Genomic DNA, 16,819 nt, shown 5'->3' on the forward strand with positions numbered 1-16,819 from the left:
CTTGGTGATACCCGCCATTAGCGCACGGCGACGCTTGGCGTTCCCCTTCTAGGCGCTGAAGTCCACGAATTGAGGAACGCCCGTCCCGCCCAGCGGCTGGCCCTTGCGCTTGGCCTCTTCGCGCGCCGCCTCCATCGCCTCGTCGATCTTCCGCCGCACATACTCGTCGATCTGCTGCATCGCCTTGGCCCGGTCCTCCGGCGACATGGCGTCCAGCTTCTCCTGGGTCAGGCCCATCGCCTTCATGGCCTCGTCGCGCCACTTGCGCACCTTCTCGGCCCAGGCCTCGGCCTTGGCTTCCTTGGCGAAGGCCGTGAGGCCCTTCTCGCGAACCTTGTCGACGTCGCTGCTCGGGCCGTTGTCGACGCGGGCGTTCGCGGTCCCTCGCGTGCGCTCGGCGCTCGCGGCGGCGTAGGCCGACCAGTTTCCGTTCCCGATACCCGAGACCGACATCCCGTCCTCCAAGGCGAACACGCCTGGAGGTTGCAAGAATCGCACCAACGCGAGTGGCGTTGAAAAGCTTCAGCTTTCCCGGAAGCGAGGCGGCGCCTTTTGCCGCCTCAGGCCCGCCAGAGACCGATCGAACCCTTGGGTCCGCACAGCACGGCGGATTTTTCCGAGGCCAGCCGCACCGTGTTCATCGGCGCGGCCGAGACTTGCTGGAACGCCCCGCCCTTGCGGCTGACGATCGTGCCGGCCAGACCCGTGGCCATGACGGTCGAACCCTTCACCGAGATCCCCGACAGGTAGCCGGCCGGCGCGGCGACCGGCTCGAAGCTCACCCGGCCCGGATCCAGCCGCGCCAGGTTCACGCCCTCGGCCCGAGGCTTCTGGTAGTCGCCGCCGCAGACCCACAGCGCGCCGTGCTTGTCGTAGGCCACGGCGAAGGCGCCCTTCGACGGAGCGTCGGCCAGGATCGGCGTGTCGGCGGCCACGAACACCCCGCCCCCGCCGCGCGAGACATAGGCCCGCGCCTTGCCCGCACCGCCCGAGCAGAAGGCGACCTGACCGCGCGGGCCGATCGCCACGCAGCCGTTGCTGGCGGCGAAGGCTCCCTCGTTCGGCGCGGCCGGCGGCACGCCCTCGTCCTTCAGCCGCGCCCAGGTCTCGCCGCCATCGGCGGTGTAGAGCACCGTGAACCGGCCCTTGGTCGGGTCGCCCAGGATAAAGCCGCGCCGGCTGTCGACGAAGGCGATCGAGTCCCAGAAGCCTTCCGGGTCCAGGTTGGCGGCGATCCGTTTCCAGGTCTTGCCGCCGTCCTTGGTGCGCCACAGCTGCGAGGCCTCGCCGGGCCCGGCGCTCATGGCCAGGACGTGGTTGTCGTCGAAGGCGTGCAGGCCGCGGAAGTCCAGCGTCTCGGCCCCGATGATCCGGATGGCGTCCTGGCGCTCGTCATGCCCGCGGATCAGCCAGCCCTTCGAGCCCGAGGCCCAATAGCGCTTGCCGCCGGTCGGCGACAGGCCGCGCAACTCGCTGTCGATCACCGAGGCCGGCATGCGGATGCCGCCCAGACCTTCCTGGGCGACACCGTCGGCGGCGAAGGCGGGTCCGGCGGCCAGGGTCAGGCCGCCGGCGATCAGGTGACGACGATGGATCATGTTGAACTCTTCAGGACGCCATAGCGGCGTGGATCGCCGAACGCAGGGCGCGCTCGGACACGGGCTTGAACAGGATCGCCGCCGGACGGCTCAGGCGCATGCGGTCTATGGTTTCCTGCTCGCGCGAGCCGGTCAGAAAGATCACCTTCGACCCGACCGTCGCGTGGATCGCCAGGGCCGCGTCGACCCCATCCCCCTCGCCGCGCAGCCGCATGTCCATCAGAACCACGGCCGGGCGATGCCGCTGGGTCAGGACCACGGCCTCGTTCGCCGTCGCCGCCGAGCCGCAGACGGGAAGACCCATTTCCTCAACCTGCATGCAAAGTCCCTGGGCGATCAGGAACTCGTCGTCCACGACCAGCACGCTGTTGGAGAGGTGGTTCATGCGGGCGCCGCCCCCGGGATCGTGATTTCGGTGCGCACGCCCTTGTCGTGTCGCACCTTCATTGTACCACCCAATTGCGTCACCAAACCCTCTATGATCGTGCCGCCTAGGGAGCCCGTCTTGGTCTCGCCGGGCGCGTAGCCCTTGCCGTTGTCGGACACGGCCAGTTCCAGCCGGCCGTCATCCAAACGCACCAGCGAAACCTCGATGCGGCCCTTGCCGTCGGGAAAGGCGTGCTTGAGCGAGTTGGTCACCAGTTCGGTGACGATCAGGCCCAGGGGGATGGCGAAGTCCAACCCCACCGGCAACGGCGCGGCCTCGACCGACAGCTCCACGTTCTCGGCCGAGCCACCCTGGACGATATTGTCGGCCAGTTCCCGCAGGAACGGCGCGATGTCGAAGGTCTCGAGGTCCGTCGATTCCATCAGTTGATGATGCACCAGGCCCAGGGCATAGACGCGCCCCCGCATGGTCGCCAGAGCCGACCGGGCGCTCTCGTCGTCCAGCCTGCGGCTCTGCATGGCCAGCATGCCGTCGATGATCTGCAGGTTGTTCTTCACCCGGTGATAGACCTCGCGCAGGAGGAGGTCGCGCTGGGCCAGCGCTCGGGTGCGATCGGCCAAGGCCTCGGTCAGCTGGCCGTTGACGGCCTCCAGCTCGGCGGTCCGCTCGGCGACCCGCTGGGCCAGGGTGGCGTTGACCTGCTCCAGCTGCTTGGCCGACGGCAGGGCGACGATCTTGGGAATCAGGGGCCACAGCAGGGCGGCCGTCGCGATCGACAGCATCGCCGTGATCGCCTTGATGACGCCCTCGACGCCATAGGCGGGGAACCACAGGGTCAGGATGGCCCACAGGTGGGTGGTGCCGCAGGCCAGGATGAAGGCCACGAACAGATAGGCCACCCAGCTGTAGCGGATGTCCGGCCGCTGGCGCACGAAGGCGGCGATGGCCAGGGGGATCGAGAAGTAGGACAGGCCGATCAGCGCGTCGGCGATCACGTGCGTCGCCACCAGCCCAGGCGCCCAGCTCAGGCAAAAGCCGTGCGGCGTCAACCCGGACGGGTTGATCAACCAATCCCAGATCGCCCCCATCGTCGCCTCTCCTGGGCCCGCTGACCCGGTTCGGGATCTGACTTGGCCATGGTCGACGACGAAACTGCTACAGAGCCGCTCCGGATACAATCTTGGCCGGCATTTCGCCGCACGCCGTCGGCGGGCGCGAGCGCCGCGAAACAGAACGGGCCCGGAGGTTTCCCTCCGGGCCCGCTCGCCAGTTCCAAAAGAACCCAGTCCCCGCCCGGAGCCCCAAGGGGCTCCGATTTCCTGTAAAAGGCTGGCGGGGGCCAGATTACTTGATTTGGACGGTGGCGCCGGCTTCGGTCAGCTTCTTGGCGACTTCGTCGGCTTGAGCCTTCGAGACGTTTTCGACGACGTTCTGCGGAGCGCCTTCGACCAGGTCCTTGGCTTCCTTCAGGCCGAGGTCCGGACGGACGCCGCGGACTTCCTTGATCACGTTGATCTTCTTGTCGCCACCGTTCGTCAGAACGACGGTGAATTCGGTTTGCTCTTCAGCGGCTTCAACCGGAGCGGCGGCGCCGCCAGCGGCGGCGACGGCGACCGGAGCGGCGGCCGAGACGCCCCACTTTTCTTCCAGCAGCTTCGACAGTTCAGCGGCTTCCAGCACCGACAGGGTGGACAGTTCTTCGACCAGCTTTTCGAGCTTCGACATGTGTCAGTTCCTAAAGAGAGATTGGGATAGATATGCGGGGATGACCGTTACGCGGCGTCTTTGGTCGCGTAGGCGTTGAAAACGCGAGCCAGCTGGGCAGCCGGGGCCTGCAGGACACCAGCGATCTTGGTCGCCGGAGCCTGGATGAGGCCGATAAGCTTGCCACGCAGTTCGTCCAGCGACGGCAGGGTCGCCAGAGCACGCACGCCGGCTTCGTCGAGCACGTTGGTCTGGTCCAGAACGCCACCGACAATCTTAAGCTTGTCGTTTTCCTTGGCGAACTGCACCGCGATCTTCGCGGCCGAGACGGCGTCCGGGCCGTAGGCGATGGCGACCGGGCCGGTGAACAGGGCGGAACCCGTATCACCAAGCTTGCCGTCCAGAGCCTTGAGGGCCAGGGTGTTCTTCACAACCTTGATCGCGGCGCCTTCCTTGCGGAGGCGAAGACGAAGGTCGGTCATTTCCGCAACGGTCAGACCCATGTAGTGGGTCACGACGACAGCGCCGGCGTCGGTGAACACGCTTTTCAGCGATTCAATCGACTCCTGCTTTTGAGCGCGGTCCATTGCGGTCTCCTACTCAGTTAGCAGCGGCCGGACCATTCCGGCAGCCAGATGCGGTCCCATGCGGAATTGCTCCCGCGCGCGAGTCGCATATGCCTGTTCCAAGGAAAGTCGGCCGCGCTCCGATCTCGGACATCCCCTCCTGGGAAGGGGTCACGAGCAGGAGACCTTGGCGTCTCTATCCCTGTCTCCCGACGGCGAGGAAGGGCTCTTCCTCGATTACGGCGTTGGTGACCCCACGCCCCGTAGTTCTCAAACAGGTTCTCCGTCGGACCGGAGTCCGTCGAAGAGGCGCGCCGTATAGACGAAGTGAGGGAGAATATCAACACCCGCGCCCCTTCTTCTCCCGCGACGGGAGAAGGGTGATAGTGCGCTCAAGCTCCGAGGGATCCGCCATGCACCGCACCGTCGCCGCGCTCACCGCGCTTCTGCTCGCCGTCGCCAGCCCCGCCTTCGCCGAGCTGAAGGCCCCGCCGACGCCGCGGGCCGTGGTCGCCGATCCCGCGCGCGACAAGGACCATCCGGCCGACATGGCCGCGTTCCAGGTCGACATCGCTGGATCCAAGGTCAACGCCATCCTCTACCTGGCCTCGGGGACCCAGCCGCACCCGACGATGCTGTTCCTGCACGGCTTCCCGGGCAACGAGACCAATATCGACCTCTTGCAGGCCGTCCGCCGGGCGGGCTGGAACGCGATGCGGATCAACTATCGCGGCTCGTGGGGCAGCCAGGGCCAGTTCAGCTTCGCCAACGCCCGCGCCGACGGCGAGGCGGCCGTGGCCTGGCTGCTGGATCCGGCCAATGTCGCCAAATACCACATCGATCCCAAGCGCATCATCGTGGCCGGCCACAGCATGGGCGGCTTCATGGCCGCCGACGCCGTCGCCGCCGAGCCGCGCGTGGCGGGCGCAGTGCTGATCGACTCGTGGGACATCGGCGAGGAAGCCGCCAGGATCACCAGCGACCAGGCCCGCAGGGGCGCGGCCGAGGCCATGCGCCCCGACACCGCGCCCCTGGCCGCCACGCCCGAGACCCTGGTCGCCGAGATCGAGCGCGACGCGGCCAAGCTGGACCTCGAGAAACTCACCGCCAGGATCTCCGATCGTCCGGTGCTGTTGGTCGGGGCCGAGTTCGCCGGCGCGCCCGGCACGCGCAAGCTGGCCGCCGCCGCCAAGGCCGCCGGGGCCAGGGAACTGACCGAGGCCTATTACCCCACCGACCACAGCTTCTCGGACTCCCGCATCGCCCTGGAGAGCGAGGTGATCCGCTGGCTGGCCCGGTTCGACCCGACCATCGCGCCGGCCGGGTCCCGAATTCCGCTGAAGGCCGCCTACGACCCGAACAACCCGTTCGCGAAGATCATCCGGGGCGAGCTGCCGGCCTGGAAGGTCTATGAGGACGCGGACGTCCTGGCCTTCATGGATCGCGCCCCGCTGGAGGCCGGCCACGTGCTGGTGATTTCCAAGACCTCCAAGGCCCGCAACCTGCTGGAGATGGATCCCAAGGATATCGCCAGGGTCATGGCCGTCGCCCAGAAGGTCGGTCAGGCGGAGGTCGACGCCCTGGGGCTGGAGGGCTTCATGATCCTGCAGAACAACGGCGTCGGCCAGAGCGTGCCGCATCTGCATGTCCACGTGATCCCGCGCATCGCCGGCAAGCCCGTCTACCTGGCCGAAAACGCACCGGCCGATCCGAAGGACCTGGAAGCGATGGCGGCGAAGATCCGGGCGGCGATGAAACCTTAGAGCCGAGCGAGCGCCTGCTTCCCCGCCGCCACGCCCGTCGCGAAGCAGGCTTGCAGCAGATAGCCGCCGGTCGGGGCTTCCCAGTCCAGCATCTCGCCAGCCAGGATCACGTCGGGACGGCCCTTCAGCGCCAGGCCCTCCAGACTCTCGAACGTCACGCCGCCGGCCGCCGAGATGGCCCGGTCCAGCGGCTGGACGGCGGTCAGCACGATCGGCGCGGCCTTGATCGCCGCGGCCAGGACGGCCGGCTCGCTCGGCAGATCCAGGCCGTGCGCCTCACGCAGCAGGTTGACCTCGACCGGCGACAGCTTGACCGCCTTGCGCAGGAAGTTGGCCAGGCTCTGGCCGCCGCGCGGCGCGCCCAGCCGGCGCGCCAGGGTCTCGACGGGGATGTCGGGCCGCAGGTCGATGGTCAGCGCCGCCCGGCCGTCGGTCTCGATCGCATCGCGCAGGCTGGCCGCCAGGGCGTAGACCGCCCCGCCCTCCAGGCCGTAGCCGGCGACCATGGCGTCGCCCCGCGCGCTCATCTCGCCGTGGCGCAGGCCGATGTTCTTGAGCGGCTCGCCGGCGAAGCGCTCGCGGAAGATCGCGCTCCAGGCGACGTCGAAGCCGCAGTTGGCGGCGCGGAACGGCGCGACGGCCGCGCCCTGCCCTTCCAGCGCCGGAACCCAGGCCGCGTCGGAGCCCAGCCTGGGCCAGCTGGCCCCGCCCAGCGCCAGCACCACCGCCTTGGCCCGCACGACCTCGCCATTGATCAGCAGGCCGCCGTCCGCGCTCCAGCCGGTCCATTCGGCCCGCGTGCGCAGCTGAACGCCCAGCCCCTCCAGGCGCGCCAGCCAGGCCCGCAACAACGGCGAGGCCTTCATCGCCTTCGGAAACACCCGGCCGCTGGCCCCGACGAAGGTCGGCTGCCCCAGCTCCTCGGCCCAGACCACGAGGTCCTTGGGAGCGAACGCCTCCAGCAGGGGGGCCAAGGCCGCCGACCGCGCGCCGTAGCGCTGGGCGAACCGCTCGAAGTCCTCGGAGTGGGTGAGATTGAGCCCGCCGCGCCCGGCCATCAGGAACTTGCGTCCGAAGGTCGGCATCTTCTCGAACACGGCCACGGACTTGCCGGCCCCTCCCCCTAAACCTTGGGCGACCGTCTCGGCCGCCATCAGCCCGGCCGGCCCGCCGCCGATCACGACGAGGTCGAAAACACTGTCGATCAATCTAAGCGGCCCGAATGTCGGTATGGGAGAAATCATCGCCCTTGTAGAGCAGGGGCGCGGCGTGAGCCCGGGCGCAGGCATAGGCGAAGCAGTCGCCCATGTTGAGCTTTGCGGGGTGGACGCCTTTTCCGAACCGGGCATGGGCCTCAAGCGCTAGGCCTTGCTCAGCCTGACCGATCTCCACGAGCGTTGCGCGCACGCCCAGTTGGTAGCCGGCGATGATCGCCTGCACCCGCGACTGAGATTGTAGCGTCATCTTCATGACCGCCCGAGCGGTCTCCCAGTTCGCGATCGCCGAGGTCAGCACGCGGTCGGAAGCCATGAGCTTCGCCTCGAAAGCGTCCGCCTCGGGCTCGCTGAGAATGATCGCCGTCCAGGCTGAGGCGTCCACGAACATCAGTCGCCTGATAGTTCGTCGAAGAACGCCTTGTCCGCGACCTCGCCTGTTCGAGGCCACGAGGCGACCTCATCCCGGATCGCCTTCAGCGCCGCGCGTCGCTTGGCCAGATCGTCTTCATCGGCCGCGCGTGCCTTGGTCACGGCCAGCTTGATGGCCTCATCGATACCGACGCGCTGTTCTTCGGCGTAGGACCGCACCATCGCGTCGACCTCGGGATCACGAACGTGGATAGACATCGAAACCTCCACCTTGGGCCGAAGATAACATCGCCCGGCCGCCCCGCCAAACCACCGCCCGAACGCAAAACGGGCGCTGGATCGCTCCAGCGCCCGTCCAGGTAACTCAAGCTTCGAACGGCGATTAGCCGACCGAGGCGGTGTCCACCTTGAAGCCCGGACCCATCGTCGACGACAGGCCGATGCGCTTCACGTAGACGCCCTTGGCGCCCGACGGCTTGGCCTTGTTCAGGGCGTCGATCATGGCCTTGACGTTGATGACCAGGGCTTCGTCGGTGAACGAGGCCTTGCCGATGCCGGCGTGGACGATGCCCGCCTTCTCGACGCGGAACTCGACGGCGCCGCCCTTGGCGTCCTTAACGGCTTGGCCGACGTTCGGGGTCACGGTGCCGACCTTCGGGTTCGGCATCAGGCCGCGCGGGCCCAGCACCTTACCGAGGCGACCGACCAGGGCCATCATGTCCGGCGACGCGATGACGCGGTCGAAGTCCATGAAGCCGCCGGCGATCTTTTCGTACAGGTCTTCGGCGCCGACGTGCTCGGCGCCCGCCGCGGTCGCTTCAGCGGCCTTGGCGTCCTTGGCGAAGACGGCGACGCGGACGTCACGGCCGGTGCCCGACGGCAGGTTCACGACGCCACGGACCTGTTGGTCGGCGTGACGCGGATCGACGCCGAGGTTGACCGAGATCTCGATCGACTCGTCGAACTTGGCCTTGGCGTTGGCCTTGACCAGGGCGATGGCGGCTTCGACCGAGTGAGCGGCTTCACGGTCGCCGGTCCAGGCGGTGATGCGCTTGGGTTGCTTAGCCATGTGATTAGGCCTCCACGATCTTCAGGCCCATGGCCTTGGCGGAGCCTTCGATGATCTTGGCCGCGGCCTCGATGTCGTTGGCGTTCAGGTCCTTCATCTTCTTTTCGGCGATTTCGCGCAGTTGCGTGCGCGTCACTTCGCCGACGGTCTCGCGACCGGTCAGCTTCGCGCCCGACTTCAGACCGGTGATCTGCTTCAGGTAGTGCGTCGCCGGGGGCGTCTTGGTGATGAAGGTGAACGACTTGTCTTGGTAGACAGTGATCACGGTCGGCAGGGGCGTGCCCTTTTCGACGTTCTCGGTGCGCGCGTTGAACTCCTTGCAGAAGCCCATGATGTTGACGCCGCGTTGACCCAGAGCCGGGCCGATGGGGGGCGAAGGCGTGGCCGAGCCAGCCTTCACCTGGAGCTTGATGTAGCCCAGGATCTTCTTAGCCATAGTATCCTCTCGTGAGGGCCGAGGGCCCTCGCTGGTGAGCCGTGGTGCGGGCTTGGCGGCCCTCCCACGGATTTGAGCGTGTCGTCGAAACGACAAGCACGCCCCAGAACCGGGGTTCGGGAGCGAGGCGCGGCGTTTAGCAGGTGGTCAGGGGAGAGTCAAAGCCTCCAGGGCCCTTAGCTCAGGCCGCGTTCGGGCAGCGGAGCATCGAATAGAGCTGCGCCGTCAGGCCCGGCCGGGCCGCGTCGGTGGCGCAGGCCGCCGCCGGCGCCAGCACGGCGACCTGGCTGGTTTCCAGGAACACCTCATCGCTGGCGTCGCCGCAGGCCCAGTCGTAGATCGCGCCCAGATAGTTGGCGTAGATCACCCGGCCCAGCCGGTCGGGGTCGACGTGCGGCGCGATCTCGCCGGCGGCCTGGGCCTGGATCATCGCCAGAATGACAATCTGGGCGACGTCGCGGCCCAGGTGCGTGCCCTCGAACAGCACGCGCGGGATCCGCACCAGCACCTGGCGATAGAGATGGCTGTCGTCGATATAGAGCTGGGCCGAGGCCCGCGCCGCCTCCAGCGCGAAGGCCACGCCTTTCGCCGAGGAGCGCGAAAGCAGCGACTCGACCCGGTTCATGGCCACGTTGATGACCGCCAACCCGACCGCGTCGAGACCGCCGATCAGGTTGTAGATGGTCTGGGGCGAGACCTCGGCGGCCGCGGCGATTTGACTCAACGAGACCTTGTCAAACCCGTGCTCACGCCACAGAACAGCCGCCGCGCCGACGATCTCGGCATATCGGCGCGCCTTGCCCAGCTCCCGCAGAGCCATCCCAGAGTTTGGAATAGAATCCATTTTCATTGATGCGTCTATTTTTAGACTGTATTCCATTTTCCGAACAAGCGGAACCTTACGACCACCCTCCGCGCCGAATTCAGAAAGCACGCACTTGGGACTCTTCGATAGCCACTCCGCCCTGGCCGCCCGCTACGAGACTGCTCGCGCTTCCGGCCAGATGCCGACCGGCGTGGTGATGGACCAGCTCCTCTCGGCCAGCGAGGCGATCATCAACGGCCGCAAGACCGTGACCGTGGGTACGCACAACTATCTGGGCCTGGCCTTCGACGAGGCCAGCATCAAGGCCGCGGTCGAGGCGGTGCGCCGCGAGGGCACCGGCACCTGCGGCTCGCGGATCGCCAACGGCTCGTTCTCGGACCACGTCGCGCTGGAGCGTGAACTGGCCGAGCTGCACGGCATGCGCCACGCCATGGTGTTCTCGACCGGCTACCAGGCCAATCTCGGCATCATCTCGACGCTGGTCGGGGCCGGCGACTTCCTGCTGCTGGACGCCGACAGCCACGCCTCGATCTACGACGCCTGCAAGCAGACGCAAGCCAGCGCCATCCGCTTCAAGCACAACGACGCCGCCGACCTGGACAAGCGCCTGCGCCGCCTGGAGGGCGAGCCGGGCAACAAGCTGATCGTCGTCGAGGGCATCTATTCGATGCTGGGCGACATGGCCCCGCTGAAGGCGATCGTCGAGGTCGCCAAGCGCCACGGCGCCTATATCCTGGTGGACGAGGCCCACTCGATGGGCGTGCTGGGCGACAACGGCTGCGGCCTGGCCGAACAGGAAGGCCTGCTGGACCAGGTCGACTTCGTGGTCGGCACCTTCTCCAAGAGCCTGGGCGCGGTCGGCGGCTACTGCGTCTCCAACCACGAGCAGTTCGACATCCTGCGCATCGCCTGCCGCCCCTACATGTTCACCGCCTCGTTGCCGCCGGCGACCGTCGCCTCCGTGCGCGCCGCGCTGAAAGCCGTGAAGGAACGTCCGCACCTGCGCGCCAAGCTGTGGGCCAATGTCAGCCGCCTGTACGGCGCGCTGGAGGCCGCCGGCTTCCAGCTGGGCTCGACGCCCAGCCCGATCGTCGCCGTCTGCCTGGAGTCGGACGCCACGACCCTGGGCATGTGGCGCGCGCTGCTGGAGGCCGGCTACTACGTCAATATCGGCCTGCCGCCGGCCACGCCGTCGGGCGAGAGCCTGCTGCGCTGCGCCATCTCGGCGGCCCACACCGAGGCGCAGATGGACGGCCTGGCCGAAGCCATGATCCGCCTGGGTCACGCGTTCGGCGTGCTGGCCGAGCCGCGCCTGATGGCCAAGGCTTAGGGGGAGCGAAAACCTCGTCCTTCGACACGCTCAGGATGGGGTTTTCTACTGACATACGGCGCTGAAATTCGTCCTCATCCTGAGCGTGTCGAAGGACGAGGACGGCCCCGCTGATTTGAGCCCCCTACCCCTTCGCCAGTTCGGCCTCGACCTGGCCGAGCCGCTCCTTGCCGAAGAACATCTCGCTGCCAACGAAAAAGGTCGGGATGCCGAAGACGCCGCGCGCGACGGCCGCCTCGGTGTTGGCCATCAGCTGGGCTTTCACCTCGGGGTCGCCGGTCGCCGCCAGCAGGGCCGCGCCGTCCAGGCCGGCCGCGTTCGCCGTGGCGACGAACACCTCCGGATCGTCGAGCTTGAGGCCCTGCTCCCACATGCCCTTCAGCATCGTGTCGAGATAGGCCTCGCCGACGCCCATCCCCATTTCGCTTCTTTGGGCGGCGATCTGGCCGCGCATCAGCAGCAGGGTGTTGACCGGGAAGTGCGGATTGAACCGGAACGCGGTCAGTCCATGCGCTTCGATGAAGCGGCGCATCTCCAGCATCTCGTAGTCCATCTTGCCCTTGACCCCGCCGAAGGCGATGGCTGGGGCCTGGTTGCCGGTGGCCTTGAAGATGCCGCCCAGCAGGCACGGCAGCAGGGTCACGCTCGCGCCGTGGCGGGCGGCGATCTCCGGCAGCACCTTCCAGGCCAGGTAGGCGTTCGGGCTGCCGAAATCGAAGATGAAGTCGATGGTCTTCTTGAGGGATTGGGTCACCAGTTCTCTCCCCAGGGCCGCAGGTCGATCTCGTGGGTCCAGGCCGAGCGCGGCTGGCCGTGCAGCCAGACATAGTTCGCGGCGATCTCGGCGGGCTTCAGGATCTCGTCGCGATCCAGCAGGCCCTGGACATCCTCGCGGACCGAGCGGGTGAAGACCCCGTCGATCGCCCCGTCGACCACGACATGGGCCACGTGGATCCCCTTCGGCCCCAGCTCCCGCGCCGCGCTCTGGGCCACCGCCCGCAGGCCGGCCTTGGCCGAGGCGAAGGCCGAAAAGCCGTCCTTGCCGCGCAGGGAAGCGCTGGCCCCGGTGAACAGGATCGTGCCCCGGCTGCGCGGGACCATCACCCGCGCCGCCTCCCGCGCGGTCAGGAAGCCGGCGAAACAGGCCATCTCCCAGACCTTGCTGAACACCTGGGCCGTGGTCTCGGTGAGACCGAAGCGGACGTTCGCGCCGATGTTGAAGACGACCACCTCCAGCGGCCCGACCTCGGCCTCGATCCGGTCGACCAGGGCGATCATCTCGGCCTCCTGGCGGGCGTCGACGCCGTAGGCGCGGGCCTGGCCGCCGCTCCCCTTCTCGCTTTGGGCGCCGATCTCGGCGGCCAGGGCCTCCAGCTGAACGAGGTGACGCGGGCGGCGGGTCATGCAGACCGTGTAGCCCTCGGCCGCGAAGGCCCTGGCGATCGCGCCGCCGACCCCGTCGCCGACACCCACCACCAGGCAGGCGCCTTTGGGACTGCTCATCGACCAACTCCTCTGTCTCGGCGACAGGTTCGTCTTGAATCGCTACGGAGTCGAGGGGCGCTGGCGCGCGCGCCTTGATCGGATAACGTATCTCCGAAACAGCGCAGGGGCGCGGGGGAGTTTTCATGGATCGTCGTCAGTTTCTGCTGGGCGTCGCGCTGACGCCGTTCGCCGTCTCGCCCGCCCTCGCCGCGCCCGGATCCCCATTGGGCGCGAAAGACGCCGAGCTCAAGGCGCTGCTGGACCGGTTCTGGGAAGCCGACCTCGACGCCTCGCCCGAGACCGCCACCAGCCGGGGCCTGGACGTCGGGGCCCGCGCCGGCCAGCGCGCCCAGCTGAACGACGGCTCGCGCGCTGCCCGCACCGCCTGGGTCGCCCAGCGCAAGGACCGCGTCGCGGCCCTGGCCAGGATCGACCCGGCCCAGCTGTCGCCGGCCGCCCGCGTCGACCACGAAGTCACCACCTACACCTACAAGCGCATCGTCGAGGGCGGCGAGAAGTTCACCTACGGCGAAGGCCCGGCCGGCTTCGGCTACGCCCCCTATTCGCCCTATGTGCTGAGCCAGCTGACCGGCCCCTACCAGGCGGTCCCGGACTTTCTGGATTCCCGCCATCCGGTGAAGACCAGGGAAGACGCCGAGGCCTACCTCTCGCGCCTGGAGGCCTACGCCAAGGTCCTCGACGACAACACCGCCGCGTTCAGGATGGACGCCGCCGCCGGCGTTCTGGCCCCGGACTTCGCCCTCGACGCGGGCCTCGCCCAGCTGAAGCGCCAGCGCGCCCCGGCGCCGGAGCAGAGCAGCATCGTCCAGTCCCTGGTCACGCGCGCGGCCAAGGCGGGCCTTTCCGGCGACTGGTCGGCCCGCGCCAGCGCCATCGTCGGCGGCAAGGTGCAGCCGGCCCTCGACCGCCAGATCGCCGCCCTGGAGGCCCTGCGCCCCAAGGCGACCGGCGACGCCGGGGCCTGGAAGCTGCCGATGGGCGAGGCGTTCTACGCCGGGGCCCTGGCGTTCCAGACCACCACCCGCCGCACGCCCGAGGAGGTCCACAAGCTGGGCCTCGACCAGGTGGCCGACCTGACCGCCCAGATCGACGTGCTGCTGAAGAAGCAGGGCCTGACCACCGGCACGGTCGCCGCGCGGCTGACGGCCCTGTCGGCCCGCCCCGACCAGCTCTACGCCAACACCGACGCCGGCCGCGCCCAGCTGCTGGCCGACCTCAACGCCCAGACGAAGGCGATCCGCGCGCAGCTGCCGACCCAGTTCCGCACCCTGCCCGCCGCCCCGGTCGAGATCGTCCGCGTGCCGCCCGAGATCGAGGACGGCGCCCCGAACGGCTACGCCCAGCCGCCGTCGCTGGACGGCGCGCGGCCGGGCCGCTTCTACATCAACCTCAAGGACACCACCGAGTGGCCGAAGTTCAGCCTGCCGACCCTGACCTATCACGAGGCCCTGCCCGGCCACGTCTGGCAGGGCTCGATCGCCCTGGGCTCGCAGGAGATCCCGATGCTGCGCCGGGCCGGCATGGGCTTCGCCGCCTATAGCGAGGGCTGGGCGCTCTATGCCGAGCAACTGGCCGCCGAGATGGGGGCCTACAAGGACGACCCGCTGGGCGAGATCGGCTTCCTGCAGTCGCTGCAGTTCCGCGCCGTGCGCCTGGTGGTCGACACCGGCATGCACCACAAGCGCTGGAGCCGCGCCCAGGCCACCGACTACATGGTCGACAACACCGGCATGCCGCGCTCGCGGGTGCAGCGCGAGATCGACCGCTACTGCATCTGGCCCGGCCAGGCCTGCAGCTACAAGATCGGCCACACCGAGTGGGAGCGCCTGCGCGACGTGGCCAGGGCCAAGGCCGGCGCCCGGTTCGACCCCAAGGCCTTCCACGACGTGCTGCTGCGCGGGGCCATGCCGCTGGTGGTGCTGGAACAGGTGCTGAGCACGATGACCTTCACCGCCTGACCGCTCAATCTTGACGTTCTCGCCGCCGCACCCACAGCTTGAGCAGACCTCGGGCGGATGCGGCGGCGATTGAAGACCGCCCGCGCGGACCCGGGCACGGGAGAGAGACTTGGCCGATCCGCGCGATTTCCACACGCCCAAGGACCACTACACCAAGGCCGACCTGCTGGAGTCGGGCCGGGGCGGCTATTTCGGGCCGGGCAACGCCCAGCTGCCCGCGCCGCCGATGCTGATGATGGACCGCATCACCGAGATCAGCCTGGACGGCGGCGAGTTCGGCAAGGGCCACGTGGTCGCCGAGCTGGATATCACCCCCGACCTCTGGTTCTTCGCCTGCCACTTCATCGGCGATCCGGTCATGCCCGGATGCCTGGGCCTGGACGCCATGTGGCAGGTGATCGGCTACTGGCTGGGCTGGTCGGGCTCGCCCGGCAAGGGCCGCGCGCTCGGCGTCGGCGAGGTCAAGTTCCGCGGCGACATCACGCCGGCGTCCAAGCTGGTCCGCTACGAGATCAGCCTGCGCCAGGTCCGCCGGGGCAAACTGGCCCTGGGCCTGGCCAACGGCCGCCTGCTCGTGGATGGCGAATGCGTCTACACCGCCAACGACCTGAAGGTCGGGATGATCGCGTCGCGTGGGTGAGGAGTGGCGGCAGGAAGCCGAGCTCCGCTCACGACCGATGCGGACATCCACCACAATTTTCAACTATTCGCGCAGGGTGTCGGCTGCGGCGGAAAATCGTGTGGTCGAGATAAGTTTAGAAAAAAGGGCATCACAGGTCGCGACCAGCACGGGGTGGCGTTCGCTGACAGCGCTCTGCGGGAGGAAACCTCCTGAGGTCTCTCGTATGGTCAATATGAGATCGGTCGCGACGAGCGCCACCCTAGCGCATTGCCAGAGGTCTACCTTCACTTCGTCGTCGTCTTCTAAATCGAAGAACGGAGTGTGCAACGAACTATCCAGCACAATAAAATTATGAAAGCTGGTGGCTAGATTGGCGTGGGCGTTTTGATCGTTAATCTCGTCCTTTATGCCTTTCAAAACGGCCGACGCTTGGGGGTGTTGTGCTTTTAGCCACTTATATGCTCGGCTAGAAACTTTGGACTGATCTTCAGGTGCGCCTCTTTCGCGATTAAAGTATAACGCCTCATCTTTGTGGGTGAGCGCATAGGCCATGTGGGCGATGCTCTCGACGAAGACACGCAGACATTGTTTGGCCTGAACCCGATGTCGCCGAACTGTGGAGAGCAGAGAAAGGGTGTGGTGTTTCTTGGCTTGCGTGTGAAAGCGCAGGAAAACCTCGATGCCAACAGTGTTGATTTGTACAAGGTTGGAGAAGTTGATCGATGCTTCAGCTGCGAGCTCGAAGTACTCGCCGTAGCGGTCGCTCGCCTCTAGCGTCATGGTTAGTTCGTCGCGAGCGAAGTCAAAAAGCGTCGGCATATCGTCAATCTATCAAACCAAAGGCCGCTTCCCACCCCGTGCCGAAGTTGGGAACGTCCGCTGGGTGGCAACGCCGCCGAATGTCCGAATGCCGGAGCGATGCTCCCGGCGATGAACCAACCATATGCGACGTTTGATCTTCAGGCTAAGCCTTGCGCGCGGGAGGCCTGATGGCGGATTTTACAAATCTTGAGAAAGCGGTGCTCGATGCCATTTGCGAAGAGCAACAGAGCATCGCTGACCGACTTCGCGCGCTCTTCTTAACGGGGCGCTTATCCGAGCGCGATAACACCGGGCACGGTTTCTATACGTCGTTTGACGTGGACAAGACGCTAGCGCCAATTGATTGGCCGATGCGATTGATCGATGGGCCAAACGCTGAAGTCGCAGTCGGCGGCGAGATCCTCTTGATGGGATTCATCCTCTGGCTTGAGGACGGCTATCCAAGTTGCCTTGAAGGTTTTCAATATGGCACGCCGACGGGCGGCGACATCGACTTGAAATCCACCAGTCTGGATGATGTTGCGTGGGTTCGGACCATCTTTTGACGTTCCGCCGCTACGTCCGAGAACCACCGAGGCCGTGTGGAAACGCGTCTTCCAAGCCGGTGAACACAAGGCCGGGCAAGCGCTTCGCGTGACGATGAAT

General features: G+C 67.2%; 20 protein-coding genes. 5 read left to right on the top strand and 15 right to left on the bottom strand.

The genetic code is table 11. The features are described 5' to 3' along the window. Positions 1–48 precede the first annotated feature (48 nt). From AC1RJ9_RS23160 to rplJ, 6 genes are all read right to left on the bottom strand, one after another. The gene (locus AC1RJ9_RS23160; RefSeq protein WP_492836015.1) at positions 49–453 is read right to left on the bottom strand and encodes a hypothetical protein; all 405 of its coding nucleotides are present in this window, start codon (positions 451–453) and stop codon (positions 49–51) included. 107 nt (positions 454–560) lie between these two features. Then, positions 561–1,598, bottom strand: a complete 1,038-nt coding sequence (locus tag AC1RJ9_RS23165) for a WD40/YVTN/BNR-like repeat-containing protein (protein WP_492836017.1) — start codon at positions 1,596–1,598, stop codon at positions 561–563. Positions 1,599–1,608: 10 nt separating this feature from the next. Next, positions 1,609–1,983 carry a response regulator gene (locus AC1RJ9_RS23170; protein ID WP_492836019.1) on the bottom strand — a complete coding sequence of 125 codons (375 nt, stop codon included), beginning with the start codon at positions 1,981–1,983 and terminating at the stop codon, positions 1,609–1,611. Next, complete coding sequence (locus AC1RJ9_RS23175; protein ID WP_492836021.1) at positions 1,980–3,074, bottom strand: sensor histidine kinase; 1,095 nt, start codon at positions 3,072–3,074, stop codon at positions 1,980–1,982. Before AC1RJ9_RS23175 ends, AC1RJ9_RS23170 begins: the two co-directional genes overlap by 4 nt. Before the next feature lie 256 nt (positions 3,075–3,330). Then, the gene (gene rplL, locus AC1RJ9_RS23180) at positions 3,331–3,711 is read right to left on the bottom strand and encodes a 50S ribosomal protein L7/L12 (RefSeq protein WP_099581159.1); all 381 of its coding nucleotides are present in this window, start codon (positions 3,709–3,711) and stop codon (positions 3,331–3,333) included. 47 nt (positions 3,712–3,758) lie between these two features. Then, complete coding sequence (gene rplJ, locus AC1RJ9_RS23185; RefSeq protein ID WP_492836023.1) at positions 3,759–4,277, bottom strand: 50S ribosomal protein L10; 519 nt, start codon at positions 4,275–4,277, stop codon at positions 3,759–3,761. A 392-nt stretch (positions 4,278–4,669) separates the two neighbouring features. Here rplJ and AC1RJ9_RS23190 point away from each other — a divergent pair, with 392 nt between their 5' ends. Next, on the top strand, positions 4,670–6,019 hold the full coding sequence (locus AC1RJ9_RS23190) for an alpha/beta fold hydrolase (RefSeq protein WP_492836025.1): 1,350 nt from the start codon (positions 4,670–4,672) through the stop codon (positions 6,017–6,019). On the opposite strand, the gene AC1RJ9_RS23195 is transcribed toward AC1RJ9_RS23190, so the two are convergent. The 6 genes from AC1RJ9_RS23195 to AC1RJ9_RS23220 form a co-directional block, all read right to left on the bottom strand. Next, on the bottom strand, positions 6,016–7,263 hold the full coding sequence (locus tag AC1RJ9_RS23195) for a TIGR03862 family flavoprotein (RefSeq protein ID WP_492836027.1): 1,248 nt from the start codon (positions 7,261–7,263) through the stop codon (positions 6,016–6,018). The two genes, AC1RJ9_RS23190 and AC1RJ9_RS23195, sit on opposite strands and share 4 nt — an antisense overlap. Then, positions 7,229–7,624 carry a type II toxin-antitoxin system VapC family toxin gene (locus tag AC1RJ9_RS23200; protein ID WP_492836029.1) on the bottom strand — a complete coding sequence of 132 codons (396 nt, stop codon included), beginning with the start codon at positions 7,622–7,624 and terminating at the stop codon, positions 7,229–7,231. The genes AC1RJ9_RS23195 and AC1RJ9_RS23200 overlap by 35 nt, the downstream gene beginning before the upstream one ends. Beyond that, positions 7,624–7,863 carry a type II toxin-antitoxin system VapB family antitoxin gene (locus AC1RJ9_RS23205; protein ID WP_492836031.1) on the bottom strand — a complete coding sequence of 80 codons (240 nt, stop codon included), beginning with the start codon at positions 7,861–7,863 and terminating at the stop codon, positions 7,624–7,626. The genes AC1RJ9_RS23200 and AC1RJ9_RS23205 overlap by 1 nt, the downstream gene beginning before the upstream one ends. A 124-nt stretch (positions 7,864–7,987) precedes the next feature. Beyond that, positions 7,988–8,674: a 50S ribosomal protein L1 gene (gene rplA, locus AC1RJ9_RS23210; protein ID WP_492836033.1), complete on the bottom strand. Its 687-nt coding sequence runs from the start codon at positions 8,672–8,674 to the stop codon at positions 7,988–7,990. A 4-nt stretch (positions 8,675–8,678) separates the two neighbouring features. Next, complete coding sequence (gene rplK / locus AC1RJ9_RS23215) at positions 8,679–9,110, bottom strand: 50S ribosomal protein L11 (protein ID WP_058346464.1); 432 nt, start codon at positions 9,108–9,110, stop codon at positions 8,679–8,681. Between the two features lie 181 nt (positions 9,111–9,291). Beyond that, positions 9,292–9,930 carry a TetR/AcrR family transcriptional regulator gene (locus AC1RJ9_RS23220; protein ID WP_492836036.1) on the bottom strand — a complete coding sequence of 213 codons (639 nt, stop codon included), beginning with the start codon at positions 9,928–9,930 and terminating at the stop codon, positions 9,292–9,294. A gap of 118 nt (positions 9,931–10,048) precedes the next feature. Between AC1RJ9_RS23220 and spt the strand changes: the two genes are divergently transcribed. Beyond that, entirely contained in the window at positions 10,049–11,266 is a 1,218-nt protein-coding gene (gene spt, locus AC1RJ9_RS23225; protein WP_492836038.1) for a serine palmitoyltransferase, read from the top strand. Between the two features lie 124 nt (positions 11,267–11,390). Here the strand turns inward: spt and AC1RJ9_RS23230 are convergent, their stop codons facing one another. After that, positions 11,391–12,020: a 2-hydroxychromene-2-carboxylate isomerase gene (locus AC1RJ9_RS23230; RefSeq protein WP_492836040.1), complete on the bottom strand. Its 630-nt coding sequence runs from the start codon at positions 12,018–12,020 to the stop codon at positions 11,391–11,393. After that, entirely contained in the window at positions 12,017–12,769 is a 753-nt protein-coding gene (locus AC1RJ9_RS23235) for an SDR family NAD(P)-dependent oxidoreductase (protein ID WP_492836042.1), read from the bottom strand. The genes AC1RJ9_RS23230 and AC1RJ9_RS23235 overlap by 4 nt, the downstream gene beginning before the upstream one ends. 125 nt (positions 12,770–12,894) lie before the next feature. Between AC1RJ9_RS23235 and AC1RJ9_RS23240 the strand changes: the two genes are divergently transcribed. Then, positions 12,895–14,730 (top strand): DUF885 domain-containing protein, encoded by a 1,836-nt coding sequence (locus AC1RJ9_RS23240; protein ID WP_492836044.1) that lies wholly within the window; start codon positions 12,895–12,897, stop codon positions 14,728–14,730. Between the two features lie 109 nt (positions 14,731–14,839). Further along, positions 14,840–15,370, top strand: coding sequence for a bifunctional 3-hydroxydecanoyl-ACP dehydratase/trans-2-decenoyl-ACP isomerase (gene fabA, locus AC1RJ9_RS23245; protein WP_492836046.1), 531 nt, complete (start codon positions 14,840–14,842; stop codon positions 15,368–15,370). A gap of 63 nt (positions 15,371–15,433) precedes the next feature. Here the strand turns inward: fabA and AC1RJ9_RS23250 are convergent, their stop codons facing one another. Next, positions 15,434–16,171, bottom strand: coding sequence for a hypothetical protein (locus AC1RJ9_RS23250; protein WP_492836048.1), 738 nt, complete (start codon positions 16,169–16,171; stop codon positions 15,434–15,436). A 170-nt stretch (positions 16,172–16,341) separates the two neighbouring features. On the opposite strand from AC1RJ9_RS23250, the gene AC1RJ9_RS23255 reads away from it, so the two are divergent. Further along, positions 16,342–16,719: a hypothetical protein gene (locus tag AC1RJ9_RS23255; RefSeq protein ID WP_492836050.1), complete on the top strand. Its 378-nt coding sequence runs from the start codon at positions 16,342–16,344 to the stop codon at positions 16,717–16,719. The last annotated feature ends 100 nt before the right edge of the window (positions 16,720–16,819 follow it).

The organism is Caulobacter sp. GW822-FHT07D08 (assembly GCF_058798735.1).

Excerpts from the sequence above, each read along its gene's own strand:
- AC1RJ9_RS23220 (WP_492836036.1), bottom strand. The coding sequence starts at position 9,930 with ATGGCTCTGCGGGAGCTGGGCAAGGCGCGCCGATATGCCGAGATCGTC.
- AC1RJ9_RS23250 (WP_492836048.1), bottom strand. The coding sequence starts at position 16,171 with ATGCCGACGCTTTTTGACTTCGCTCGCGACGAACTAACCATGACGCTA.
- AC1RJ9_RS23165 (WP_492836017.1), bottom strand. The coding sequence starts at position 1,598 with ATGATCCATCGTCGTCACCTGATCGCCGGCGGCCTGACCCTGGCCGCC.
- AC1RJ9_RS23200 (WP_492836029.1), bottom strand. The coding sequence starts at position 7,624 with ATGTTCGTGGACGCCTCAGCCTGGACGGCGATCATTCTCAGCGAGCCC.
- AC1RJ9_RS23175 (WP_492836021.1), bottom strand. The coding sequence starts at position 3,074 with ATGGGGGCGATCTGGGATTGGTTGATCAACCCGTCCGGGTTGACGCCG.
- AC1RJ9_RS23235 (WP_492836042.1), bottom strand. The coding sequence starts at position 12,769 with ATGAGCAGTCCCAAAGGCGCCTGCCTGGTGGTGGGTGTCGGCGACGGG.
- AC1RJ9_RS23195 (WP_492836027.1), bottom strand. The coding sequence starts at position 7,263 with ATGATTTCTCCCATACCGACATTCGGGCCGCTTAGATTGATCGACAGT.
- rplJ (WP_492836023.1), bottom strand. The coding sequence starts at position 4,277 with ATGGACCGCGCTCAAAAGCAGGAGTCGATTGAATCGCTGAAAAGCGTG.
- AC1RJ9_RS23160 (WP_492836015.1), bottom strand. The coding sequence starts at position 453 with ATGTCGGTCTCGGGTATCGGGAACGGAAACTGGTCGGCCTACGCCGCC.
- AC1RJ9_RS23205 (WP_492836031.1), bottom strand. The coding sequence starts at position 7,863 with ATGTCTATCCACGTTCGTGATCCCGAGGTCGACGCGATGGTGCGGTCC.
- rplL (WP_099581159.1), bottom strand. The coding sequence starts at position 3,711 with ATGTCGAAGCTCGAAAAGCTGGTCGAAGAACTGTCCACCCTGTCGGTG.
- AC1RJ9_RS23190 (WP_492836025.1), top strand. The coding sequence starts at position 4,670 with ATGCACCGCACCGTCGCCGCGCTCACCGCGCTTCTGCTCGCCGTCGCC.
- rplA (WP_492836033.1), bottom strand. The coding sequence starts at position 8,674 with ATGGCTAAGCAACCCAAGCGCATCACCGCCTGGACCGGCGACCGTGAA.
- AC1RJ9_RS23240 (WP_492836044.1), top strand. The coding sequence starts at position 12,895 with ATGGATCGTCGTCAGTTTCTGCTGGGCGTCGCGCTGACGCCGTTCGCC.
- AC1RJ9_RS23170 (WP_492836019.1), bottom strand. The coding sequence starts at position 1,983 with ATGAACCACCTCTCCAACAGCGTGCTGGTCGTGGACGACGAGTTCCTG.
- rplK (WP_058346464.1), bottom strand. The coding sequence starts at position 9,110 with ATGGCTAAGAAGATCCTGGGCTACATCAAGCTCCAGGTGAAGGCTGGC.
- AC1RJ9_RS23255 (WP_492836050.1), top strand. The coding sequence starts at position 16,342 with ATGGCGGATTTTACAAATCTTGAGAAAGCGGTGCTCGATGCCATTTGC.